The organism is Lentzea sp. NPDC004782, assembly GCF_040609115.1.
In the GTDB taxonomy this organism is placed as follows: domain Bacteria; phylum Actinomycetota; class Actinomycetes; order Mycobacteriales; family Pseudonocardiaceae; genus Lentzea.
Genome location: NZ_JBEXJN010000020.1, coordinates 69,439 through 92,362, shown reverse-complemented (window position 1 = coordinate 92,362; position 22,924 = coordinate 69,439). Strand labels below are relative to the sequence as shown.

Annotated in this window: 23 protein-coding genes; 13 read left to right on the top strand and 10 right to left on the bottom strand. The window is 70.0% G+C overall.

The window, feature by feature from the left end; genetic code table 11:
• Positions 1-77: 77 nt before the first annotated feature.
• The gene (locus ABZV40_RS19850; protein WP_355443173.1) at positions 78-920 is read right to left on the bottom strand and encodes an alpha/beta hydrolase; all 843 of its coding nucleotides are present in this window, start codon (positions 918-920) and stop codon (positions 78-80) included.
• A gap of 136 nt (positions 921-1,056) precedes the next feature.
• A complete protein-coding gene (locus tag ABZV40_RS19845) occupies positions 1,057-1,656 on the bottom strand; it encodes a DedA family protein (protein ID WP_355443170.1) in 600 nt (199 codons plus the stop codon).
• A 73-nt stretch (positions 1,657-1,729) separates the two neighbouring features.
• Here ABZV40_RS19845 and ABZV40_RS19840 point away from each other — a divergent pair, with 73 nt between their 5' ends.
• The 7 genes from ABZV40_RS19840 to ABZV40_RS19810 all read left to right on the top strand — a co-directional run bounded on the left by ABZV40_RS19840 (position 1,730) and on the right by ABZV40_RS19810 (position 7,345).
• Positions 1,730-3,823: a helix-turn-helix transcriptional regulator gene (locus tag ABZV40_RS19840; protein ID WP_355443167.1), complete on the top strand. Its 2,094-nt coding sequence runs from the start codon at positions 1,730-1,732 to the stop codon at positions 3,821-3,823.
• A 98-nt stretch (positions 3,824-3,921) separates the two neighbouring features.
• The gene (locus ABZV40_RS19835) at positions 3,922-4,965 is read left to right on the top strand and encodes a hypothetical protein (RefSeq protein ID WP_355443164.1); all 1,044 of its coding nucleotides are present in this window, start codon (positions 3,922-3,924) and stop codon (positions 4,963-4,965) included.
• Positions 4,962-5,264 (top strand): hypothetical protein, encoded by a 303-nt coding sequence (locus tag ABZV40_RS19830; protein ID WP_355443162.1) that lies wholly within the window; start codon positions 4,962-4,964, stop codon positions 5,262-5,264. The genes ABZV40_RS19835 and ABZV40_RS19830 overlap by 4 nt, the downstream gene beginning before the upstream one ends.
• Positions 5,261-5,878: an ESX secretion-associated protein EspG gene (locus tag ABZV40_RS19825; protein WP_355443159.1), complete on the top strand. Its 618-nt coding sequence runs from the start codon at positions 5,261-5,263 to the stop codon at positions 5,876-5,878. Before ABZV40_RS19830 ends, ABZV40_RS19825 begins: the two co-directional genes overlap by 4 nt.
• 14 nt (positions 5,879-5,892) lie before the next feature.
• Positions 5,893-6,237, top strand: a complete 345-nt coding sequence (locus tag ABZV40_RS19820) for a YbaB/EbfC family nucleoid-associated protein (RefSeq protein ID WP_355443156.1) — start codon at positions 5,893-5,895, stop codon at positions 6,235-6,237.
• Entirely contained in the window at positions 6,234-6,533 is a 300-nt protein-coding gene (locus tag ABZV40_RS19815; RefSeq protein WP_355443153.1) for a type VII secretion target, read from the top strand. Before ABZV40_RS19820 ends, ABZV40_RS19815 begins: the two co-directional genes overlap by 4 nt.
• A complete protein-coding gene (locus ABZV40_RS19810) occupies positions 6,530-7,345 on the top strand; it encodes a hypothetical protein (RefSeq protein WP_355443150.1) in 816 nt (271 codons plus the stop codon). The genes ABZV40_RS19815 and ABZV40_RS19810 overlap by 4 nt, the downstream gene beginning before the upstream one ends.
• Here ABZV40_RS19810 and ABZV40_RS19805 read toward each other — a convergent pair.
• Positions 7,312-7,953, bottom strand: coding sequence for a transcriptional regulator (locus ABZV40_RS19805; RefSeq protein WP_355443147.1), 642 nt, complete (start codon positions 7,951-7,953; stop codon positions 7,312-7,314). The two genes, ABZV40_RS19810 and ABZV40_RS19805, sit on opposite strands and share 34 nt — an antisense overlap.
• Positions 7,954-8,023: 70 nt before the next feature.
• Between ABZV40_RS19805 and ABZV40_RS19800 the strand changes: the two genes are divergently transcribed.
• A complete protein-coding gene (locus ABZV40_RS19800; protein WP_355443144.1) occupies positions 8,024-8,350 on the top strand; it encodes a DUF6204 family protein in 327 nt (108 codons plus the stop codon).
• On the opposite strand, the gene ABZV40_RS19795 is transcribed toward ABZV40_RS19800, so the two are convergent.
• Both ABZV40_RS19795 and ABZV40_RS19790 read right to left on the bottom strand, forming a co-directional pair.
• Positions 8,325-9,629, bottom strand: a complete 1,305-nt coding sequence (locus ABZV40_RS19795) for an amidase family protein (RefSeq protein ID WP_355443141.1) — start codon at positions 9,627-9,629, stop codon at positions 8,325-8,327. The two genes, ABZV40_RS19800 and ABZV40_RS19795, sit on opposite strands and share 26 nt — an antisense overlap.
• A gap of 66 nt (positions 9,630-9,695) precedes the next feature.
• Complete coding sequence (locus tag ABZV40_RS19790; RefSeq protein ID WP_355443356.1) at positions 9,696-11,816, bottom strand: RICIN domain-containing protein; 2,121 nt, start codon at positions 11,814-11,816, stop codon at positions 9,696-9,698.
• 112 nt (positions 11,817-11,928) lie between these two features.
• Between ABZV40_RS19790 and ABZV40_RS19785 the strand changes: the two genes are divergently transcribed.
• Genes ABZV40_RS19785 through ABZV40_RS19770 form a run of 4 tightly spaced genes read left to right on the top strand, consistent with a single transcriptional unit; the run spans position 11,929 to position 15,899 of the window.
• Positions 11,929-12,429, top strand: coding sequence for a helix-turn-helix domain-containing protein (locus ABZV40_RS19785; protein ID WP_355443138.1), 501 nt, complete (start codon positions 11,929-11,931; stop codon positions 12,427-12,429).
• Positions 12,419-12,985, top strand: coding sequence for a hypothetical protein (locus ABZV40_RS19780; protein WP_355443135.1), 567 nt, complete (start codon positions 12,419-12,421; stop codon positions 12,983-12,985). The genes ABZV40_RS19785 and ABZV40_RS19780 overlap by 11 nt, the downstream gene beginning before the upstream one ends.
• A 30-nt stretch (positions 12,986-13,015) precedes the next feature.
• Positions 13,016-13,612, top strand: coding sequence for a toll/interleukin-1 receptor domain-containing protein (locus tag ABZV40_RS19775; protein WP_355443131.1), 597 nt, complete (start codon positions 13,016-13,018; stop codon positions 13,610-13,612).
• Positions 13,613-13,619: 7 nt separating this feature from the next.
• A complete protein-coding gene (locus tag ABZV40_RS19770; protein ID WP_355443128.1) occupies positions 13,620-15,899 on the top strand; it encodes a tetratricopeptide repeat protein in 2,280 nt (759 codons plus the stop codon).
• Here ABZV40_RS19770 and ABZV40_RS19765 read toward each other — a convergent pair.
• The 5 genes from ABZV40_RS19765 to ABZV40_RS19745 are packed head-to-tail and all read right to left on the bottom strand — an operon-like array spanning position 15,872 to position 22,194.
• A complete protein-coding gene (locus tag ABZV40_RS19765; protein ID WP_355443125.1) occupies positions 15,872-17,074 on the bottom strand; it encodes an FAD-binding protein in 1,203 nt (400 codons plus the stop codon). The genes ABZV40_RS19770 and ABZV40_RS19765 overlap by 28 nt on opposite strands.
• A complete protein-coding gene (locus ABZV40_RS19760) occupies positions 17,071-18,606 on the bottom strand; it encodes an ABC transporter ATP-binding protein (protein WP_355443122.1) in 1,536 nt (511 codons plus the stop codon). The genes ABZV40_RS19765 and ABZV40_RS19760 overlap by 4 nt, the downstream gene beginning before the upstream one ends.
• Positions 18,603-20,273, bottom strand: a complete 1,671-nt coding sequence (locus ABZV40_RS19755) for an ABC transporter substrate-binding protein (protein WP_355443119.1) — start codon at positions 20,271-20,273, stop codon at positions 18,603-18,605. Before ABZV40_RS19755 ends, ABZV40_RS19760 begins: the two co-directional genes overlap by 4 nt.
• Before the next feature lie 14 nt (positions 20,274-20,287).
• Positions 20,288-21,283, bottom strand: a complete 996-nt coding sequence (locus ABZV40_RS19750) for an ABC transporter permease (protein WP_355443116.1) — start codon at positions 21,281-21,283, stop codon at positions 20,288-20,290.
• Positions 21,280-22,194, bottom strand: coding sequence for an ABC transporter permease (locus ABZV40_RS19745; protein WP_355443113.1), 915 nt, complete (start codon positions 22,192-22,194; stop codon positions 21,280-21,282). Before ABZV40_RS19745 ends, ABZV40_RS19750 begins: the two co-directional genes overlap by 4 nt.
• Before the next feature lie 367 nt (positions 22,195-22,561).
• On the opposite strand from ABZV40_RS19745, the gene ABZV40_RS19740 reads away from it, so the two are divergent.
• Complete coding sequence (locus ABZV40_RS19740; RefSeq protein WP_355443110.1) at positions 22,562-22,915, top strand: hypothetical protein; 354 nt, start codon at positions 22,562-22,564, stop codon at positions 22,913-22,915.
• Positions 22,916-22,924: the final 9 nt, after the last annotated feature.

Genomic DNA, 22,924 nt, shown 5'->3' with positions numbered 1-22,924 from the left:
GATGAAGGGCGCCTTCATCCACCTGAGGCCGAGGAAGGCGCCCTTCATCCACGATGCAAGCGCCGCCGGTGTGATCCTCAGCCGAGCACTTCGCGCAGCTTGACGCCGAACTCCTCCGGCTTGCCCGGATGGCCGAACGTGCCGTCCATGAACCCGCCGTGGTGGCTGGGGAACACGGTGGCCTCCTGACCGAGCAGCCTCGCGGTGTGCACGGCCGTGCGGGCGGTGAACGCGTTGCCGGTTTCCTCGCCGACGGCGATGACCACACGCGTCGGCGCGGCGGCGAGGACGTCCACCTTCACCTGGTAGTCGGTGATCGCGAGGGAGTCCCGGGACAGCAACGGGTTGTCGCGGGTGCCGTCGTCCTCGGCCGGCATGCCGAACTGCGCGGGATCGGCCGGTGGCAAGGCGAAGTACTCGTCGTTGTACTCGCCCTGCCACGTCGACATGACCATGAACTGCGCCATGCCCGCGCCGAACCCGTTGGCCATGTACGCGTCGATGAACCCGTCACGCGCGCGACGGGCGGCGTCCGCGTCGGGCAGCACGTCGATGATCGGCGGCTCGTGCGCGACGAGCGTGACGACGTCGTCCGGGTAGGCCGCCACGACCTCCAGCGCCGTGACCGCGCCGCCGCTGGACCCGAACAGGTCGACCGGGCCGCCGACTGCCTGGATCACCGCGTGCACGTCGGCGGCCTGGATCTCCGGCCGGTTCTCGGTGCTGCCGTCGGAACGGGTGCTCCTGCCGAGGCCGCGCGGGTCGTAGGTGATCACCGTGCGGTCGGGGAACTGGGCGCGCAACGCGGCGAACCCGCTCGCGTCCATCGGCTGGCCGATCATCATCAACGGGCGGCCGCCCGCGCCGTGCACGTCGTAGGTGATGGCCGCTTTGTCGGTTTCGAGAACGTGTGTCGTCATGGGTGTCTCCCCAGCCGGATCGGGCAGTTACGTGGATGAAGGGCGCCTTCATCCACGCCAGGTGGAGGAAGGCGCCCTTCATCCACCTCACCAGACGGCGAGACCTCACCGGAAGCGGGCCACATCACGGCGCAGGTCATCGGGGTGAACGGCGGAGCCGGGCTCGGACGCTGAACCCGACCACCGCGAGCAGCACGACGAGCAGCGCGATCCAGGAGAACTCCGCGAGGTAGTGCTCGGCCGCCTCGCCGATGAGGTAGACCGCCGCCGTCGTGCCACCGGCCCACACGATGCCGCCGGTCGCGTTGGCCAGCAGGAACTTCCCGTAGTGCATGCCCATCGTGGCGGCCAGCGGACCGGAGAGGATCCGCAGCAACGCCACGAACCGGCCGAAGAACACCGCCCAGGCGCCGTACCGCGTGAACAGCGCCCGGGCGCGGTCGATCTTCTCGGGACTGACGTGGCTGGGGAACTTCTCGCCCGCCCACCCGAACACGCGCGACCCGAACCGCTTGCCCACCGCGTACCCGATGCTGTCGCCGATGATCGCGCCCGCCGAGGCCGCCGCGCCGACGACGACCGGCGAGACACCGTCGTGGTGCGAGGCCATGAGCGCGGCGGTGACCAGGACGATCTCGCCCGGCAGCGGGATGCCGACGCTCTCGACGCCGACCACCAGTGCCACGACGACGTAGACCAGCACCGGCGGGATGGTGTGAAGCCACTGGTTCAGCACTCTCGCGATCTTCCGCTCAGCTCGCTTCCGGTGCCAGCTAGGGTACGGATCATCGGGCGACGAGGGGGCGGGTGTGGCGTTCGGTGTGCTGCTGCGCCAGTGGCGGCAGCGGGCGGGACTGAGCCAGGAGGCGCTCGCCCAGCGCGCCGGCGTGGGCATTCGCACCGTGCGGGGACTGGAGACCGGCGAACGGACCGATCCGCGCATGGCCACCGTGCGGTCGCTGGCCGACGCGCTGGAGCTGTCCGAGGCCGAGCGGGCCTCGCTGTTCGCCGCCGCCGGTTCGACCGTCGTGCCGCCGGTGCGCGATCCGCTGGCCGAGGCCGTGGACGCGTTGAAGGTCGCGGTCGAGGCGAGGTGGCGACGCGAGGAGGAGCTGCGGCAGGTCCACGACCCGGTGCCGTTGCCCGTGCGGTGGGTCGGCGCTCCTTCCGACCTGCAGGACAGCTGGCTCAACATCGGCGGCAAGGTGTCGCTGTCCGGTCGTCTCGACCAGGTCGTCGAGGTGTACCGGCGGGTCAGGTCGCGGCGGCTCGTGGTGCTGGGCCGGGCCGGTGCCGGCAAGACGGTGCTGACCACGCGGTTCGTGCTCGACCTGCTGGCCGCGTCGCCGGACGTGGTGCCGGTGATCTTCGGGCTGGGCTCGTGGCACCCGGAACGCGCCGGGCTGCGCGACTGGATGGCCTCGCAGCTGGTCCGCGATCACCCGTTCCTGGGTGCGCCGGGACCTGGTGGCGGGACGATGGCGGCGGCGCTGGTCGACGCGCAGCGCGTGTTGCCGGTGCTGGACGGGTTCGACGAGATCGCCGCCGGCCTGCATCGTGCCGCGCTCAACGCACTGAACACCACCACTCTTCCGTTGCTGCTCACGAGCCGTGTGGACGAGTACCGCGACGCCGTCGAGGGCACCGACGTGCTGACGTCGGCCGCGGCGGTGGTGCTGGCGGACCTGACCGGCGACGACCTCGCGGACTACCTGCCGCGGACCACGCGCAGGGACGTCTGGACGCCCGTGCTCGACGAGGTGCGGTCCGGCGGGGTGCTGGCCGACGTGCTGACCACGCCGTTGATGGTGGCGCTGGCTCGGCGGATCTACAGCGACACCCCGGACCACGACCCGGCCGAGCTGCTCGGCTTCGGCACGGCCGACGAGGTCGAACGGCATCTGCTCGGCAGTTTCGTGCCCGCGGTGTACGGGGGTGCGACGGCGCGGGTGAGGCCGTGGCTCGGGTACCTGGCTGATCATCTGACCCGGTTGGGGACGCACGATCTGGCCTGGTGGCAGCTCGGCATCTCGTCGCGGCGGCGTGCGTCGACCATCGGGCTGGGGGTCGGTGTCGCCGTCGGGCTGGCGGATCTGGTGGTCGAGGCGTTGGTCGTCGGCGCGCTGACCGCGCGTGGGGTGTTCTTCGCGGCGATGATCGGGCTGGTCATCGGCGTGCTGTTCGGGGTGGCGCACTGGTGGGTGGTCCGGTCGGCGCCGCTGGAGCCGGTGCGGACGCGGTTGCGGTGGCGCGGCCGGCTGGGCGGCCGAGCCGGACCGTCGGTCCGGTGGCGGGGGCTCGTCGGGCTGGCGTTCGGCGCGGCCGCCGGCGGCGCGTACGGGCTGGTGCGGGCGATGGCGTTCTGGCTGGTCACGCCGGGGTACGAGATGACGGCGGGCGTGCTGGTCGACGTCGGCGTGTTCGCGCTCGTGTTCGGCCTCGGCGCCGGCCTGGTGTTCGGGCTGGTGGCCGCGCTGGAAGCACCGCTGGACGTCCGGTCCGCCGGCAGCCCCGACGACCTGATCGACGTCAACCGGCGGCACGTGCTCGGGCTGGTGGCGTTGTTCGTGCCGGTGTTCGCGGTCTTCGTCGCGGCGGCCACCGGCGTGGTCGCGAGCGGGCTGACGGCGCTGCGGTTCGAGGTCGCGTGGAGCCCGGTCACCGCGCTCGCGCTCGGGTTGGTCGGCGGCATCGGCGGCGGGCTGGCCTACGTGCTGAGCCTGACCGCGTGGGGCCAGTGGGTGGTGCTCGCGCGGGTGTGGCTGCCGCTGACCGGGCGGCTGCCGTGGGGCCCGGCGGCGTTCCTCGACGACGCGTACCGGCGCGGCGTGCTGCGGCGGGCCGGGGCCGTCTACCAGTTCCGGCACGCGCGGTTGCAGGAACACCTCGCACGTTTGCGCTGATCAGAGCCACCGGCCAGATGTGGCCGGTCGGCTGGCCTGTCGCTGGGCCGGTCTCGCTGTGATCGTTTTCCTCGCCGGACGAGGGAGGGAACGCGAGGGTGTCAGGCGAGATCAACTGGGAGGCGTACAGCCACGAGCAGCTGCATCGGATGCTGTGGCAGGACGCCGATGTCGCGGACGTGAGCACGGTCGCCGAGGAGTGGACGCGCCACCGCGAGGCGCTCGACGCGCACGCCGCGGTGCTGAAGGAACAACGGGCCGCGCTGCTCGACACGTGGCACGGCACGGCCGCCGAGGAGGCCGCCGCCAGACTGACGAAGCTGGCCGAGCGGATCGAGAGGATCAGCGCGTTCGCGGCGGCGGGCCAGCGGGCGGCGCAGGAGGCGGCGGACGCGCTGGCCGCCGCGCGGGCTGCCATGCCGCCGCCACCGGAGCCGACGACGCCCGCGTTCGCCGCTCCGTTCACGTCGCCGGGTGCGCCGGCTCCGTTCGCACTGCCGGGCGCACCGGCACCACTCACGTTGCCCAGCGCGTCGGCCCCTTTCGCCCCCGCGCCGTTCTCGCTGCCGAGCGCGCCCGCCCCGATGACCCTGCCCACCACCCCGGCGAGCGCCACCGGGGGCTTCTACTTCTACTTCGGCGCGGTCTCGGCGGACCAGCAGAAAGCCGAAGCCGTCCGAGCGATGCGGACCTACGAGCAGAGCCTCAACGGCAGCGGCCGCCTCATCGACGACGCCCGCGGCACCATCCCGCAACAGCAGGTCGCCCGACCACGCCCGTCGACGACAACGGCCCCACCGCTCAAAACGCCCAGCTCCGGCGGAGTGCCGTGGCAGCGCCTGGTGGGAGGCACGCGCGGCCCGGTGTTCGGAGCCCCGGCGAGCCAGCAGACCCCGCAGGCCCAGTTGAGCCCCGGCACGCGTGCCGGAGTCATGACCGGCCATGCCATCGGGCCGATGGCACAAGGTGCGCCCACCACCGAGACACGACAAGGCGCGCCGAACAGCTCGATGGCGCCGCACGGGACGAGCACGCGTAAAGACGACGACCAAGAACACGAGAACCAGATGCCCACGCTCGACCACGGCCTGTTCGTGGTGAACGAACGGGTGTCGCCCGCAGTCATCGGGGAGGAGCAGTGACCGGCTACGAGGTGGCACCGGACCAGCTGCAGGACCGCGTCAGGACCCTGACCAGGCTGGCCGAGCTGACCGGTGATCTGGTGGCGACGGCGAGCCGGCTGGCGCAGCGGCAGCCGTTGCTCGGCACCGCGCCGCCCGCGAAGGACCTGTCGCACCGGCTCAAGGCGGCGGGCGAAGGGCTCGCGGGTGAGGTGAGCGCGGCCGAGCGCGAGATCAGGGCGTTCCGGCAGATGCTCGCCGAGATCAGGACCACCTACACCGAGACGGATGCCGAGCAGGCGCGCGGGGCGGGGCGATGATCGCGTTCGACCTGTTGGAGATGGATCTGCTCGCCACGCACGCCGGGGTGCACTGGCCGTTCCCGCTGAGGGTGCCGTCGTTCGGCGTGGCAGCCGCCGAACGGGCCGAGCTGCTCGCCGAGGCGGGGTACGGGCTGCAACAGCGCGGGCTGGCCGAACCGCACGGGCCGACCGGCATGGCCGCGGAGCTCGTCACGGCGTTGCGGGAGCACCGGGCCGTCGTGGACCTCGTGGTGCCGGAAACCAGAGCGGTGGCGATGGTCTACGGCGACGACGCGGTCGTGTGCACGCAGTCCGGCAGCACCGTGAGAGCCGTGCACGTCGAGGCCGAGACGCTGGGGGACGAGCTCGCGCAGCTCGTCACCGAACTCAAGGCCGCGCAGATCATGCCGATCACCCTGCCGCCGGGCGTCGCGCACGGCCTCGACGTCACCGGGCACGGCCAGGCCGGCGTGGTCAGGAACGGCGAACGACGCGAAGTGTCCTGGTTGGACGGTGTGAGCGGACGGGTCAGGGTCGACCTCGGCAGTGACGGGTGGGTCAGCGTGAACCCCCTGCGGCACCACGACCTCGTTCGCGCGATTGGTGAGCTCGCCGCAGAGGCGCGGGCCTAGGAAGAGGGGGAGAAGTGGATCCAGCACAGTGGCTGGCGGACTACCAGGAACGCCTGGAACGGGTGGCGTACAGCGCGCGGTCGGCGAGTGCGAGCCTGGCCGAGGTCGGGGCGAGCGCGACCTCGCCGCGTGGTGAGGTGACCGTGACGGTCAACGCGGGCGGTGTGCTCGGCGCCGTCGCGCTCACGCCCGCGGCGCGCAAGCTCGACGTCGACACGCTCGCGATGCTCATCGTCAGCACCGCACGGGAAGCGCAACGCCTGGCGGGCGCGCGCATGGCCGAGGTGATGGCGAACTACCTCGGCGAGAGCGACGCGCTGCACCAGATCACCTCGCACCTCCCGGAGGCCGTGCGATGACGTTCACCGTCGACCACGAGCAGCTGCGCAGGCACGCCGCGACGCTCGCCGGGTACGCCGACCAGCTCGCCGCGACCGGATCGGGCCTGCCCACCGGGCCGGGCCAGGAGGCGCTCGGCTCGTTCGCCCAGTTCCTCACCGCGGGCCTCGGCAGCGCGATGCGGGACACCCTGGACGCCTTCACCCACGTCGCGTCCACAATGGACAAAGTGGGCGAGGGCCTGCGGCAGACCGCCGAGGAGTACCAGCGCACCGACGACGACAACGCCGCCGCCGTGATCGGAGCCGCCCGATGACCACCGCGACCGACACGGGCACGATCACCGCGCTGCTCAACGAGCTCCGCACCACCAGCAAGGCCGTCAGCGGCGACGAGTGGCTGACGCGGGACCTCGCGAACACGCCAGGGGCGGACCTCCGCGAGCTGGGTTCGAACGGCAAACCGCTGCAGGCACTGGACAGCGCGGGCGTCGGCTTCCTCACGCCGATGATCTCGTTCCTGGAAGAGCCGCTGAACCAGCTCAAGGGCAACCCGGACGGCGTTCAGCAGGGTTCCGGCGAGTTCGAGAGGGCCGGTCAGAAGGCGACCACGCTCGCCCGGGACTACCAGGGCAAGGCCGCGAGCGAGACCAGCGGCTGGTCCGGGCAGAGCGCGACCGACTACGCCAAGACCGGCAAGCAGCTCGCCGACGGCGTGCTGTCCGTGGCCGAGACCGCGCTGACCAGCGCCACCGCGCTGATCAAGGCGGGTCAGGTGGTGGCGCAGGTCGTCGCCGAGGTGACCAGGCTGATCACCGAGGCGGTCGGCAAGATCGTGCCGATCATGACCGAGGCGGTCGCCGCCGCCCCGGCCACGTTCGGGCAGAGCATCGCCGTGGCGATCCCGCAGTGCGTGCAGATCGCCGTCGACTGCGGTGCCCAGATCGCGGCCAAGCTCGGCGAGCTGCTGGCCAGCGGTGAGAACCTGATCAAGCTCGTCGAGGGCGCGCAGGCCGTGCTCAAGGTCGTCAAGCAGGCCCTGTCGGTCATCGGCGAGCAGGCACGGGGTTCGGCGAAGCTGCCGACGGCGAAGACTCAGGCCAAGGTCGACCAGAACTCCAGCTCGTAGGCCTGCAGCAGGCGGCCGTAGCGCCACGCGTGCTTCGGCTGCCAGCCCGCGTCCAGCGCCGCCTGGACCGCCGCGATCGCCCGCTCCTCCAGCTGCGGGGCGGGCGTCGCGAAGAAGTCCACGAACGCGCACGCCTCGTCGTCGAACCCGTAGTGCTCGCGCAACCCCTTCGCCATGCGGGCGCAGTAACCGCCCCACGCGGTGAAGTTGGCGAGGATCGCGAGGATCACGTCGGTCGGCTCGCCGTTGAGCGCCATCCACGCCTGGAACGCCGGGTAGGCCTGGCAGCCCGGGAACGGCTCGTAGCTCTGGAAGTCCTTGGAGGACATGCCCGCCGCGTTCGCGAGCGGCTCCAGCATCGGCAGCACCAGCTCCTCACCGCCCGCCAGCAGCGTGAAGAACGCCCGCGCGTTCGGTTCTTCCGCCTTGGCCGCGAGAGCGAGGAATGTTCGCCAGTCCGACGCCACGATGTGGTTCTCCTCGGCGGCGAACGTGGCGATCACCGCGCGCGGAGCCTGTCCGATTTCGATCAGTTTGACCACGAGGTTGTCGTGCTCACCGGGGTGCAACTCCGTCCGGATGCGCGTGACCAGCTCTTTTGCGTTCATGGGCCACGATTCTTCCGCACCGCAGAAATCGTTCGCCAGGGCGGCGGGTGTTCGGCCACGATGTTTTCTCGTGGCTGAACACACCTACCGAGTACTCGTCCGCGGCCGCTTCGCCGACCTGACCGACGACCAGCGCGCGCACCTCAGGGAGCACCTGAAGGGCTTCGACTTCCTGCGCGACGGCGGGTTCAGCGAGGAGGGCGCGCTGTTCTTCGACGAGAAGCTCGACTTCTTCAGCTACCGCGTGATCCTCACCGCCGAGAAGGACGCGGCCGACGCGGGACTGCGGCGCGCGACCGCGGCCATCGACGCGTTGGGCGTCGACTACCGCGGTCTGCGCGCCACTGTCACCGACATGGACGAGATGAAGATCAACCGGCCGAAACGGCTGGCCTGAGCGGAACCTCGAGCGCCTGCGCGGCGTCCAGGGCCAGATCCTCCCGGTACATCCGGGAGATCACCTGGACGCCGGTCGGGAGCCCGTCCCGCAACCCGGTCGGCACCGCCACCGACGGCACCCCGACGAACGACGTCGCCTCGCACAGCCTCATCGCCTCGTAGTACGCCATCAGGCTGGCTATGTCGCGCCGATCCTGGTCCGGCTCGAACGACGGCGTCGTCGAGACCGGTCCGACGACCACCGGGCAGCGGTCGAGCAGTCGTGCCCACTCGCGCTGGATCGCGAGCCGGGTGCCGGTGAGCGCGAGGAACTCCGCCAGGTCCAGCCCGGGACGCAGCTGCAGCATGAGCTTGGCGTAGGCGGAGACGTCCGCCCCGGCGAACGCCTCGAACGCCGCGAAGTCGAGCGCGATGGTCGTGGCGATCATCCGGATGCCCAGCGTCGCCGCCTCCTCCAGCCGGGGCAGCTCGACCGCTTCGACCTCGTAACCCGCGTCCGCCAGGCGTTTCGCCGCCTCCTCCACGACCGGGTCACCCGGCACGTACCCGGCCGCCCGGCGCACCGGCTCACCTGCCGCCGGCACCGGAACCGCACGTGGGTCGGACGGATCCGCGCCGCACAGCACCGAGTGCACCAGCCGCAGGTCCGCGACCGAACGGGCCAGTGGACCCTCGACCGTCATGACCTGCGTCGGGAACGACGGATCCGGCTGCCCGTACGTCGTGCCTTGCGGATAGCGGCCGTAGCTCGGCTTCAGCGCGCAGATGCCGTTCAGGAACGCCGGCAGCCGCAGCGAGCCGCCGCCGTCGTTGCCGATCCCGAAATGCGCCATGCCCGTCGCGACCGCGACCGCGTCACCGCCGGAGCTGCCGCCCGGCGAGAGAGTGGCGTCCCACGGGTTGATGGTGTGCCCGGCCAGTTCGCTGTACGTGTGCATGCCACGGGCGTTCAACGTCGGCATGTTCGCGTGCGCGATGGGCGTCGTCCCGGCCGCGCGCAGTCGTGCCACGATCGGTGCGTCAGCGGTCTTCACGTTGGTGGCCAACGATTTCATGCCGTGCGTGGTGGCGGCGCCGGCGACGTCGATGTTGGCCTTGACCGAGAACACGACACCGGCGAGCGGCCCGACCGGGTCGTCAGGAACGTCGAGCACTGATGTGATCGCGTTGTAGACGGGGTTGAGCGACGCGATGAGCTTCATCTGCTCATCGATGACCTCGCGGGCCGTGAACTCGCCCGCCTGGACTCCTTGCACCACTTCCACAGCGGTTTGCATCCCCATACTCCAGTCTATGCGAACCGGAGCACGGGGATGCGCACCCGAAAACCGCTCAGCGGAACACTACGGGTAATTCGCCAGGTAGGCCTCGGTGGAGCCCGCGGTCACCCGCCCGCCCGAGCTGTTGATGACGTGCTCGATGGTTCCCTTGCCGCCCAGCGAGATCGTCACCAAGCTGTGGAACTTCACCCCCGGCGTCCGCGGCACCTCGAACGCCCGGTCCGCCACGACGCTCGGGTTGGCGTTGGCGAAGATGTAGCTGCCCAAGCCCCACGCCTCGTGCGTGGTGACGTTGTCGGCCACCTTGTACGCCGCGTAGCCGCGCGTGGAGCCGTTCATCCACGACGCCTGATCCGGTGCCTCGTAAGGCATCTCGTTCTGGTAGAAGTACGTCCGGCCGCCCTGGCCGTTCCAGATGGTCTGGTACTTCTGGTAGTGCTCCACGAAAAGCCCGTACATCGTCACGTTGCCGCCGTTGACGATCAACCCGGTGTCCGCCCGGTTCACGTCCCAGCCGACGCCGTCGCGGTGGTCAGCGCGCCACAGCCAGAGGTGGTCGCCGATCACGTCGGATGAGTTGACCACCAACGAGGTCGTGGCCCGCCCGACCGCCGAACCGCCGATGCGCACGAACAGGTCGTGCACCGACGTCGGGTTGGCCTGGTGCCGTGCCGAGCTGCCGGGCGCGCCGACCTGCATCAGCAGCGGCGAGTTCGTCGGAGCCGCGTCCAGCAGCAGGCCCGCGACCTTCACACCGTCCACATCGGCCACATCGATGGCCATGTTCCCGTTGGTGGGCATGACAGTTGCGAGACCCAGACCGAGCACCACGGTGTCGGGGCGGGTGACCCGGATCGGCTCGTTCACCTGGTGAATTCCCGGCGTGAGCAGCAGGTGCTTGCCCGCCGCGAGCTGCTGGTTCATCGTCGCGGCCGACGTGCCGGGCTTGGCGATGAAGAAGTCCGACAGCGGGATGTTCGTGCCCTGCTGCTGGCCGTTCGCCCACGTGGTGCCACTGGTGTTGGTGCGTACGGACGGGACGAACACGCTGTACTTGCCGTTCGCGTCGATGTTCAGGAACGGCTTCTCGCGCACGACAGGGGTCTGCGCGACCGTCGTGTACGGCGGCTCGGGGAACGTGTTCGCCGGGGCGTTGCGCGCGCCGACGAAGACCATGTTCCAGTTCTCACCGGTCCACGAGCCCCACTCGGTGTTGCGCGACAACCACTGCTGCTGCGAACCCGACCGGACCTGACCCGTCACCACCGAGTCGGCCAGGAAACCGCCGCTGGACCAGCCCCCGTCGTCGAGCTGCATGGTGCCGTAGACGTGGGTGCGGCGCATGGCGGAGGCCTGCGAGACCGCCCACGTGTTGGTGCCGCCCGGCGGCCGGATCGCGAGGTTCTCCGCGCCGCGCCAGAAGTTGTGCGTCGCGTTGCCCTGGAACCAGTCGGCCTCGACGTGCACCTGGCCGTTGACGGTGACCTGGTCCGGGTTCAGGCCGAGGCCGAGGACCTGGGTGAAGAAGCCGATGTTGACGTCGACGTCGTACGTGCCGGGCTTGAAGAAGATCGCGAACCGGCGCGGGTCGTACTGACCCTCCTCCTGCTGCCGGAACACGTCGTCCAGGCGCGCCTGGATCGTGCTCGCGGGCATCGACGGGTCGAAGATCAGGACGTTCGGTCCGAAGTCCGGCCGGTTCGGATCGGACGGGATGCCGAGCCGGAACGCCTGGGCGTTGGTGCCGTTGCAGGTGTACTGCACCAACTGGACGTCGTTGGTGGTCGCGCCGGGTACGTCGAGGCACTTGCCGCTGTGCCTGCTCACGAACCGGTAGGTGTCGGTCCCGACCTGTTCAGGACGCCATTGCTGGTTGTTCGCGTTGAAGTTCTGCCACATGTGGATCAACGCGTTGTCCGCGGTGGAGACGTTTGAGACGTCCCAGACCGAGCCTTCGCCGACGGTGAAGTAGCCGTCGCTCGTGGGCGTGAACTTCCAGGTCTGACCGGTGCAGTTCTGTTGGCGGAGCTGTGCGCCGTTCGCCGATCCGAGCGACTCCACGCACTTTCCGCTGCCGACGTTCGTCACCTGGTACGAGGTTCCTGGCACCACGTCGGCCTGCGCCGCGACCGTCCACACGGGAACGACCGCTGCTGCTGCCAACGCTGCCACCAGCAGGGGGATTCTCACGGCTCACAGGGTGGGGTCGTTTTGTTGCAACCGTCAACGAACTTGCCCGTTTCCGGTCGGGTTCCGGTATTGACAAATTGATTTGTCAAATGCGACCGTTCTGGACGTGGAACTGTCCCCGCTGCGCCGCTCGTTGCTGGAGCTGCTGAAGTCGCCCGCCTCGGCGACCCAGCTCGCGGCCGCGCTCGACCTGCCGCGGCAACGGGTCAACTACCACGTGCGGGCGCTGGAACAGGCGGGTCTCGTCGAGCTGGTCGAGGAACGCCAGCGGCGCGGGTGCGTCGAACGCGTGCTGCGCGCCCGGCCCGGCCGCGAGATCGCCGCGGACGTGCAGGACCAGTTCGCCGCAACGCATCTGGTGTCGGTCGCGGCGGACGCGGCTCGTGAGGTCGAGCGGATGTCGGGCGCGGCGGCGGAGGCGGGAAAGCGTTTGCTCACCTTCACCGTGGAGACGACGGTCCGCTTCGGCGCGCCGGGCGACGTCCACGAGTTCACGAGCGACCTGGCCGAAGCGGTGCGGCAGCTCGCGTTGAGGTACGACACCGAGTCAGGCCGCCCGTACCGGGTGGTCGCTATGGGCCATCCCGGAGTGTCCGATGAGCGATGACGGCGTGCGGATCGAGATCACCGTGGCGGCACCGGTGGACGAGGTGTGGCAGTCGTTCCGCGACAAGCAGAAGATCCTGCACTGGCACGGCTGGGAGTACGACGGGCTGGAGCAGGAGATCGACGGCACGTTCTTCACCGACGCCGAGGAGACGGGCGCGCACACGTTGTCCCTGCACGGGCACGACGTCTTTTCGTTGACGCCGGTCCCGGAAGGCACGCGGGTGGTGCTGACGCGCGCGCCGAAGGGCACGCTGCCCGAGTGGGACGAGTACTACGACGACATCACCGAAGGCTGGATCACGTTCCTGCACCAGCTGAAGTTCGCGCACGAGGTCCAGCCCGGTGTCGCACGCCGCACGGTGTTCTGGCCGTATGCTGTTGATCTGGGTGTTGCGGGCAAACCGTTCTTCGAGTCGGCGCACCAGCGCGGTGTCGTGGTCGAGGAGTGGGGGCCCGGACTGCTGGTCACCTCACCGAAGGCGACCGTGGCGACGACCTACGGACTGTCCGACGACGAGCTGGAGACGTTGCGCCAGAAGGGTGATGCGTCGTAATGGACCCATTGAAGATCCCGATGTGACAACGTGGGCTACGAGTACGACGTCTTCCTCAGCTACACGCGCCGGGGCGGTGGTGACGTGTGGGTGCGGGACCACTTCTACCGGGCCCTGCGCGAGTGGCTCGGCAACGAGATGGCCGCGGAACCCCGGATCTTCGTGGACTGGAACCAGGAGACCGGGGTCGCCTGGCCGGACAACCTGGAACGCGCGCTGTTGCGCTCGAAGGTGATGGTCGCGGTCTTCTCGCCGCCGTACTTCCGGTCGGAGTGGTGCGTCGCCGAGTGGGAGAGCATGCTCGAACGCCACCGCACGCTCGGTTACGGCACCGCCGACCACCCGCGGCACCTCGTGCTGCCCGTCCGCTACGCCGACGGCAGGCACTACCCGCCGGAGGCGCAAGCCGTGCAGCAACGCGACTTCACCCGGTGGAACAAGCCGTTGCCCTACGAAACCTACAGCCGGTCGAGGGACTACGAGTACTTCTACGCCGCGGTGCAGCAGCTCGCGGGCGAGGTGGCCGAACGCGTCGAGGACGCGCCACCGTGGGATCCGACGTGGAAGGTGGTGCGGCCGGCGCTCGATCCCCGGTCGCTGCCGCCCGGCCCGTTGCCGAGGCTGTGAGGCTGCCGTGATCGTCACCTTCTACTCCTACAAGGGCGGCGTCGGCCGGTCCTTCTGCCTGGCCAACGTCGCCGTGCAGCTGGCGCGGTGGGGCAACCGCGTGCTGTGCGTGGACTTCGACCTCGACGCCCCCGGCCTGCACGAGTACTTCCGGCCGCACCTGTCGAGCCCGCCCGACGGCGGGCTGGTCGAGGTGATCACCGGGCAGGCCGACTGGGTCGACGTGGTGGAACCGCTTTCCGTGCCGGACGCCGAGGACCTGTCGCTGCTCGCGGCGGGCGCGATGGACGCCTCGTACCCCGACCGCGCCCAGGCGCTGTCGTGGCCGGAGCTCTTCGCCGACCACGACCTGGGCTGGCGGTTCGAGAGGATCCGCGAGGAGTGGAAGGACACCTTCGACTACGTGCTGATCGACAGCCGCACCGGCATCACCGACATCGGTGGCATCTGCACCGCGCAGCTGCCGGACGTGCTGGTGCTGTGCGTCGCGCCGAACCGGCAGAACCTCGCGGGCACGCTGGACGTGGCCGGGCGGGCGGCGCTCGCGCGCGACAAGCTGCCCTACGACCGGGACGGCCTGCTGTACCTGCCGGTGGTGTCGCGCTTCGACAGCAAGGAGGAGTACGAGCGGGCGCGGTCGTGGCGCACCACGATGGCCGAGGAGTTCGCGCCGCTGTACGCGAGCTGGCTGCCCAAGGACCAGCACGACGACCACCCCGAGCTGGGCCTCGTCGAACGCACCACGGTGCCGTACCTGCCGTACTGGAGCTTCGGCGAGGAGATCGCCGTTCTCGACGAACGCAGCGGCAACCCCGACTCGGTCTCCTACTACATGGACAACATCGCGGCGTTGCTCGCGCACCGGCTCGCGGACGCCGACGTGCTGGTGAGCAACCGCGACACCTACGTGGCCGCGGCCCGGGAACGCGGCCGTCGTGACTCCGGTCAGGGGTTCGCCTACGACGTCCTGGTGTACGGGACGTCCGAACGGGCCGTGGAGATGCACGACCAGTTGGTCAGCCTCGGCGTGCGGGCGGTGCGGGGGCGCTTGGCGGACCTGTCGACGGTGCGGCACTTCGTGATCGTCGACCCGCCACCGGGGTCTCTGCCCAGCCTGCAGGAGATCCTCGACCAGGTGAAGGTCGACCCCGGCCGCCTGGTGATGTTCGTGGGCACCGCACCCGACCAGGTCTCCTCCGCCGTCGACGTGGTGATCGCGGTGCACGAGCAGGACATGGGAGCGCATTGGGAAGGTGTGCTCCTCTCGGCCGCGCGCCTGCTGGTGTCCCGAGGTGACCTGGCGGCCGCCCATGCCCTGGCGAGTCGTGCGCTGAAGGTGGCCCGAGCGCCGATCCAGGCCTCCCTACTGCTCGGCGAACTCGGCAGGCAGCTGGGCGATGCCGAGCAGGCGGCGCACGACCTGAACCGAGTGCTGGGTGTCGCGATGCCGGACTCTGTCGAAGCGCAGCGCGCTCACCGGCTGCTCGGCGAGATCCACCTGGATCAGGACCAGCTCCCCGACGCCGTCCGCCACTTCGAGTTCGCGGTGCTCGGTGGTGATGGGCACGAGAGGGCGTTGGCGTACCGGGAGTTGGCCCGTGTCGAACTGCGCTCCGGGGAGTCCGATGGGGCGCTGCGGCATCTGGCCTTGGCGCGCGCGTACAGCGCGGGCGACACCGTGCTCGAGGCGCAGATCGCGTTCGAGCTCGGCTCGTTGCTGGTGGACCGCGGTGACTTCGAGGCGGCCGGAGAGCGGCTGCTCGAGGCGGTCGAGCGGAGCGTCCTGCCGCTCGACGACCAGGTCACCGCACTGCGTCAGCTCGCCTACCTGGAGACCATCGTCGGGCGGCCGCACGGGGCGGAGGAGTATCTGAAGCGCGCGCGTGATCTGCCACTGAGCCCGATGGACAGGGCCGACATCATCATCGACCTGACGCGGATGAGGCGCGCCGCCTTCGGTCTGTATCCGGCGATCGATGGGCTGTTGTCGGAACCACTCGAGCCCGATGACTTCGTTGGCAGGGCGAGGCTGAGCGAGAAGCTGGGTGCTCTCTGGCTGGAAGCCGAGGAGGAAGTGCGCGCGCAGGAGGCGTTCGGGGTGGCGCTGGCGAACTTCCGGCGACTCGGTGACCGGACAGGGGAGGTGCGGACGTTGCTCGCGCTGGTCACAGCCGAACCCGCGCTCTCGGAGGTGCACCGGGCGGAGGCGCGACGGTTGCTGACCAAGCTGCGCGGACCGGAGGCCGACCTGCTCTGGCGTCAGCTGGACGAGGCAGAACCGAAGTAGCGGGTCAGGAAGTCGTTGCGGAACACACCCTTCGGGTCGTGCTCGGCCAACAGCGCCTTGAACGCGTCCCACTGCGGATAACGCGCGGCCAGCAGCGTCGGCGGCACCGTGAAGAGCTTGCCCCAGTGCGGCCGCGGCGCGATCGCCTCCTCCAGCCGGGGGAGCAGGGCGAGCACGGCCGGGGTGTTCGGCACCCAGGTGAAGTGGATGGCGAGGCTGTCGCGGTCGGCGGCCGGGCTGAGCCACTGCGGTTCGGCCGAGATCGTGCGGATCTCACAGGCCTGGACGAGCGGCGAGATGACGGTGGACATCTCGGCGAGGGCGCGCAGGGCCGTGACCGCACGGGTGCGGGGCACGAAGTACTCGGTCTGCAGCTCGTCGCCGACGGACGGGGTGAACTCGGCGCGGAAGTGCGGTAGTCGCTCGTGCCACGGGCCGGGCACGCCGCCCTGGAGGGTGCAGCGTGAGGCGGGCTGGCCGGACACGGGGTGACGGGGGCCGTCGGCGGGGCGGCCGGGGAAGCGGAACGGCGGGTCGCCCACCCGGTGCTTCACCCACAGCGTGGCGCCGCCCTGCCAGTCGATGAACGCGCTCACGCTGTAGGCGCCGTCGAAGATCTGTTCGAGCTGGACGAGCAGCGTCGTCCAGGCCACGTCCTCGTAGACGGTCTGCGCGACGTCGAACGTCGGCACGACGTCGAGCGTCAACGCGGTGACCACGCCGAGGCCGCCCATCGACACCACGGCACCGGCGGACGTCAGCTCGACGACCGACCCGTCCCCGCGCATGACCTCGACCGACCGCACCGCGCCGGCCAGCGACCGCGCACCGGAGCCGTGCGTGGCCGTGGCGACCGCGCCGGCGATGGTGATGTGCGGCAACGACGGCAGGGTGTGCAGCGCGAGGCCCGCCTCGTGCAGCCGCGGCGAGAGGGCGGCGAGCGTCATGCCCGCACCGACTCGGACCGTGCGGCCCGACACCTCGAAGACCTCGGGCATGGCCGCGAGCGACACCAGGGTGCCCGAGGTGTCGGCGATCGGGCTGAAGGAGTGCCCGGAGCCGACGACGTGCACGGCGTTCGAGCCGCGGACGATCGCGCGGAGGTCGTCGGCCGAGGTCGGCTCGGCGACCTCGGCCGCGGTGAACGTGACGTTGCCGGCCCAGTTGGTCGTCATACGGACACGGTAAGCGCCGAGGCGAGCAATCGTTGTGTGTAGGGATCGCGCGGCGCGGCGAAGACCGAGGTGCCCTCCTCGACGACCCGGCCGGAGTGCAGGACGGCGACGCGGTCGGCGAGGTGCTGCACGACGGCCAGGTCGTGGCTGATGAACAGGCACGCGAACCGCAGGTCGCGCTGCAGTGAGAGGAACAGCTCCAGCACGCGGGCCTGCACCGTCACGTCCAGCGCGGACGTGGGCTCGTCCGCGATCAGCAGGTCCGGGTCCAGCGCGATCGCCCGCGCGATGCCGACTCGCTGCCGTTGCCCGCCCGACAGCTCGTGCGGGTAGCGGTCGCGCAACGACGACGACAGTTGCACGGCGTCCAGCAGCTCGTCGACCTTCGCCGTGAGCGCCTTCCCGCGCAACGCCGTGTGCAGCAGCAACGGCCGGGCGATGGACCGGGCGATCGTGGCCCGCGGGTTGAGCGACGACTGCGGGTCCTGGAACACCAGACCGATCCGGCCGCGGTCGGCCCTGCGCAGGGACGAGACCTCCTTGCCCGCCACCGTGATGCCGCCGGTGTACCGCACGAGCCCGGTGACGGCGTTCGCGATGGACGACTTGCCGGAACCGGACTCGCCGACGAGGCCGAGGGTCTCGCCGCGGCCGATCTCCAGCGACACGTCGGAGACGGCCTGGAACTTGCCGTACGACACGGACACACCGGACAACCGCAGGACAGGGTCCGCGGCAGGACGCGCGGGCAGCTCGCGGGAGTCCAGCGACAGCACCGAGTCGAGCAACGTCCGCGTGTACGGCTCGCGCGGCGACTCGAACACCTCCCGGACCGTCCCGGTCTCCACGACCCGGCCGGAGTTCATCACGACGACCCGGTCCGCGAGGTCGGCGACCACGCCCATGTCGTGCGTGATCAGCAGGATCGCGACCCCGAGCCGGTCCCGCAGGTCCCGCAGCAGCTCCAGGATCTCGGCCTGCACGGTCACGTCCAGCGCGGTCGTCGGCTCGTCGGCGACCAGCAGCGACGGCTCGTTCGCCACCGCCATCGCGATCACCACGCGCTGCAGCTGCCCGCCGGACAGCTGGTGCGGGTAGGCCTTGAACCGTTCCTCCGGCAACCCGACGAGGCGCAGCAACTCCAACGCCCGCGCGCGAGCCTGTGAACGCGAGACCGCGCGGTGCACCCGCACGGCCTCGACGATCTGGCTGCCGATGGTGAAGACGGGGTTCAGGGCGCTCATGGGTTCCTGGAACACCATGCCGACCTCGTTGCCCCGCACCTCGCGCAACTCGTCGGGGGACAACGCGTACAGGTCGCGCCCGCGCAGCAGAGCCCGCCCCGTCACCGAGGCGGACGGTGGCAGCAGGCCCAGCAACGACATCGCCGTCACGGTCTTGCCGGAACCGGACTCGCCGACCACGGCGAGGACCTCCCCGGCGGTCAGTGAGAACGAGACCTCGCCGACCGCCGGGGAGCCGGAGCCGAAGTCCACCGAGACGTCCTCGACGGACAGCAGCACGTCACTCACTTCGTCAGACCAACCTGCAGGTAGTTCGGGTAGGCGGGGAAGTCGGCGATGAAGAAGTTGCCGACCTTCGAGCCGTGGATGAACGAGTTGCGGGTGTAGATCAGCGGCACGACCGGCGAGTCCTGCAGGATCCGCTTGTCGACGGCGGCCCACTTCTTGCCGGCCTCCGCCGGGTCCACGGTGGACTGCGCCTCCTCGATCAGCTTGTCCACCTCGGGGTTCGAGTAGCGGGAGAGGTTGTAGCCGCCGTTGCCGATCTCCGAGGACGCGAAGAGGGGCTGGATGTTCGCGTTGGCGCTGGGGAAGTCCGGCTGCCACGACGACAGCGTGAGGTCGTAGGTGGGGTTGGTCGCGAGGTTCGTCTCGGTCTCGTACGCGTCCTCTTCCAGCGACCGGATGTTGATCTTGATGTTGGCCTTCGCCAGTGCCGCCTGGATCGCCTCGGCCTTGTCGGTCTGGTTGTTGGACTTGTTCAGCACCAGCTGCAGGTTGTCCAGGCCGTTCGGGAAACCGGCCTCGGCGAGCAGCTGCTTGGCCTTCTCCGGATCGCCCTCCGGCTTGGTCGGGTAGAGGTCGAACTGCTCGCGGCCCTCGATGCCCTGGGTGATCAGCGTCGAGGCGGTGTCACCGGCGAGCGCGGCGGTGCCGGCGGACGCGACCTGGTAGGCGGCCTTGTTCACCGCGTACTGGAGCGCCTGGCGCACCTTGAGGTTGTTCAGCGGCGCCTTCTGCGTGTTCAGCGCCAAGTAGGCGACGGCACCCGACTTCGACGTCACCACGCGCGACTTCGCCGACGGGTTCGCCTGCAGCTGCGCGAGCTGGGCGGGGGAGACGAACGACGAGCCGAACGCGAACTTGTCGTCACCGGAGTCGGCGGCGAGGCGCTGCGAGACGACCGAGGCGTCCTGGCCGAGCTGGACCACGACGGAGTCCGGCAGCCCGGCGCGGACCTGGTCCTTCGCGGGGTCCCAGTTCGGGTTGCGGGAGAGCTTGGCCTCCACGCCCTTCTGGTAGCTCGCGATCTGGTACGGGCCGGACGCGACGGCGTGCTCGGCGTAGTCGGCCTCCGCGCCCTTGCCCTTCGGCACCGGGGCGAACGCCGGTGTCGAGACGACCCACGGCCAGTCGCCGTACGGGCGGGACAGCTTGAACGTGATCGTCTTCGGGTCGGGCGTCTCGATCGAGTCGAGCTCCTTGCCCTCGAACGGGCCCTTGTAGTCGGGGCCGCCGACCAGCAGCGCCTTGTGGTAGCCGAGGCCGCCGCTGAACGCGGGCGCGAACGACCGCTCGACACCCCACTTCACGTCCGCGGACGTGATCGGCGTGCCGTCGCTGAACTTCAGTCCGTCCTGCAGCACGAACGTCCAGGTCTTGCCGTTGTCGGTGGTCTTGCCGGTGTCGGCGAGGTCGGGCACGACCTTGGCGGGCCGGCCGACGGCGTTCTGCCAGCCGGTCAGCCTGCGGTGCACCAGGCCGAGCGTGGTGATCGCGAGGCTCTGCGACTTGGCCGGGTCGAAGTTGATCGAGCGCGATTCCGACAGGATGCGCAGCGTGCCGCCCTTCTCGGGCTTGGCGGCGTCACCGGAGGTTTTCTGGTCGTTCGCGCCACAGGCGGACACCCCCAGGGCGCCGAGCAGCACGACGGCAAGAAGTTTCTTGCGGTACAACGGACTTTCCTCCCTCAGGTGAGCCGTGCTCGCGGGTCGAGCACGCCGTAGGACAGGTCGACGACCGCGTTGGCGACGACGACCAGGAAACCGGCGAACAACGTGCAGCCGAGCAGGGTCGGCAGGTCACGGCCGTGCACCGCCTCGATCAGCAGGTTGCCGAGACCGGGCAGGCTGAACACCCGTTCGGTGATCACCGCGCCACCGAGCAGCGAGCCGAGCTCCAGCCCGGTCAGCGTCACGACCGGCAGCAGCACGTTGCGCAGCGCGTGTTTGCCGACGACGGTCCGCTCGGCCACGCCCTTGGCGCGGGCGGTGCGGATGAAGTCCTCGCTCATCGTCTCGATCATCTGGGTGCGGGTGAGCTTCACGTAGTGGGCGGCGTGCGCGAACGCGAGCACGCACCACGGCAGCACCAGCCCCCACGCCCACCGCACCGGGTCTTCGCTGAACGGGGTGTAGTTGCCCACCGGCACCACGTCGAGCTTGAACCCGAGCACGAGGATGCCGAGCAGCCCCACCAGGTACACCGGCGCGGACACGCCGATCACCGACGCTCCCAGCGCGACGCGGTCGAACCACGAGTCCTTGCGCAGCGCGGCGAACACACCGACACCCACGCCGAGGACCACCCACAGCACCGCCGCGCCGACGGCGAGCGAGACCGTCACCGGCAGCCGGTCGCCGATGAGGTCGAGCACGTCCGCGTTCTGCCGGAACGAGTAGCCGAAACACGGTGCGGTGCAGTGGATCGCGGTCGCGCCGCTGCCGAACGTCCTGCCGGTGAAGATCCCGCCGAGGAACGTGAGGAACTGCTGCCACCACGGTTCGTCGAAGCCCATGAACTCCCTCGCCAGCGCGAGGTTCTCGGGCGTGCACGGCTTGCCGCACGCCATCAGGGCGGGGTCGGACGGCACGAGGTAGAACACGACGAATGTGCAGAATGCCACGATGAGCAGCACGAGTGCCATGCCGCCGACACGGGTGGCGGCATACCTGAGCGAGATCACGGCTTGCGCCCCCACTTCGGGTCGAGCGCGTCCCGCAGTCCGTCGCCGAGGGCGTTGAAGCCCCAGGTGACCCCGAACAACGCGAGGCCGGGGAACAGCAGGAACGCGGGATCGACCGCGACCCAGTCGATCGCCGCGCTGATCGACCGGCCCCAGCTGGGCGTGGGCGGCAGCACACCGACGCCGAGGAACGACAGCGCCGCCTCCAGGCCGACCTTGCCCGGCACCGACAACGTTGCCATGACCAGCACCGGACCCCACAGGTTCGGCAGCAGCTCGGTGCGGAACACCTCCCACGGTGACGCCCCGAGCGTCCGCGCGGCCTTCACGAAGTTGCGCTCCTTCAACGTGAGCACCTGCGCCCGCACGATCCGCGCGGTCGACGGCCAGCCGAAGAACCCGATCACCACGATCAGCAGCAACGCCCGCGGGAACTCGACCGGCACGACCGCGCCGAGCGCGATCATGAACACCAGGTACGGGAAGCCCAGGAACACGTCGGCGCTCCAGACGATCACCCGGTCGACCCAGCCGCCGAGGTAGCCCGCGGCCGCGCCGATCAGCACGCCGAGCCCGATCGACACCAGCGTCGCCGCGAGCCCGATCAGGAACGACGTCCGCGCGCCGTGCACCACGATCGCGAACAGGTCCCGCCCGGTCAGCGGCTCGACCCCGAACCAGTGCTCGCCGCTGACACCGCCGAACGGCCCTGCGGGCAGCCCGCTGGCGGGGTCCAGCGCGCTCGCGTCGTAGGTGTACGGGTCGTGGCCCTCGATGGCGGTGAGGACGTCCGCGAAGATCGCGACCAGGCCGATCACCACGACGGTGACCGTGCCGGCGAGCGCCCAGCGGTCGCGGGCGAGCACCGATCGGATCGCGGCGGGCACCGACCGCGCGACAGGAGTGGACAACTGCGTGACCTGCTTCTGTGGGAGCTCTTGATCAGACGGGCGAACAGTAGGCCGATCGGGTGGTCGTGGTCTGCCGCGTCCACCAGATGAGAATCTATCGCAGCAATTGCTTCAGTGCTGACCAAAACAAGTTGCGCCGCGTGGCACGGTTGACCGTCGTGGGACCTGACAACGACATACAACAGCTCCAACAGATGTCCGGACTAGTGACGCCGATGACACTGAGAGTAGCGGTCACCCTGGGCCTTCCGGACGGTCTTCACGAACAACCCACGACCGCCCGTGAACTAGCACCTGGGGCCGAGGCCCGTCACTTGGACCCCAGCTGTTGATCTTTATGAAGGGTCCCTTCCCGAGTGCTTGCGTCGTGGATGAAGGGCGCCTTCATCGACCTCACGTAGACGAAGGAGCCCTTCATGAAGATCAACTAGGGCTGACGGGGTTTCGGCTGTGCGTAACCCAGGGCAGCCTGTTCGACGCGAATCCAGGTGTGCGCGGGCATCTGGTCGACCTGGAGGAGACCGCTGCCGGTGCGCGTGAGGTGCTACGCCGGTTCGGTGACCGGGCCGAGGTGACCGGGGGCAGCTTCTTCGGCCCGCTGCCCATCGGAGGTCTGACCGAGTTCCAGGAACTGGCCGCAGCGCACGGCCTGGCGCTGGTCGGTGCGACTCGGGTGACCGATGGGCGCAGCCTACTCGAATTCTGCAAACATCCGATCTAAGGTCGAGAG

Excerpts from the sequence above, each read along its gene's own strand:
- ABZV40_RS19850 (WP_355443173.1), bottom strand. The coding sequence starts at position 920 with ATGACGACACACGTTCTCGAAACCGACAAAGCGGCCATCACCTACGAC.
- ABZV40_RS19825 (WP_355443159.1), top strand. The coding sequence starts at position 5,261 with ATGATCGCGTTCGACCTGTTGGAGATGGATCTGCTCGCCACGCACGCC.
- ABZV40_RS19815 (WP_355443153.1), top strand. The coding sequence starts at position 6,234 with ATGACGTTCACCGTCGACCACGAGCAGCTGCGCAGGCACGCCGCGACG.
- ABZV40_RS19810 (WP_355443150.1), top strand. The coding sequence starts at position 6,530 with ATGACCACCGCGACCGACACGGGCACGATCACCGCGCTGCTCAACGAG.
- ABZV40_RS19805 (WP_355443147.1), bottom strand. The coding sequence starts at position 7,953 with ATGAACGCAAAAGAGCTGGTCACGCGCATCCGGACGGAGTTGCACCCC.
- ABZV40_RS19795 (WP_355443141.1), bottom strand. The coding sequence starts at position 9,629 with ATGCAAACCGCTGTGGAAGTGGTGCAAGGAGTCCAGGCGGGCGAGTTC.
- ABZV40_RS19780 (WP_355443135.1), top strand. The coding sequence starts at position 12,419 with ATGAGCGATGACGGCGTGCGGATCGAGATCACCGTGGCGGCACCGGTG.
- ABZV40_RS19765 (WP_355443125.1), bottom strand. The coding sequence starts at position 17,074 with ATGACGACCAACTGGGCCGGCAACGTCACGTTCACCGCGGCCGAGGTC.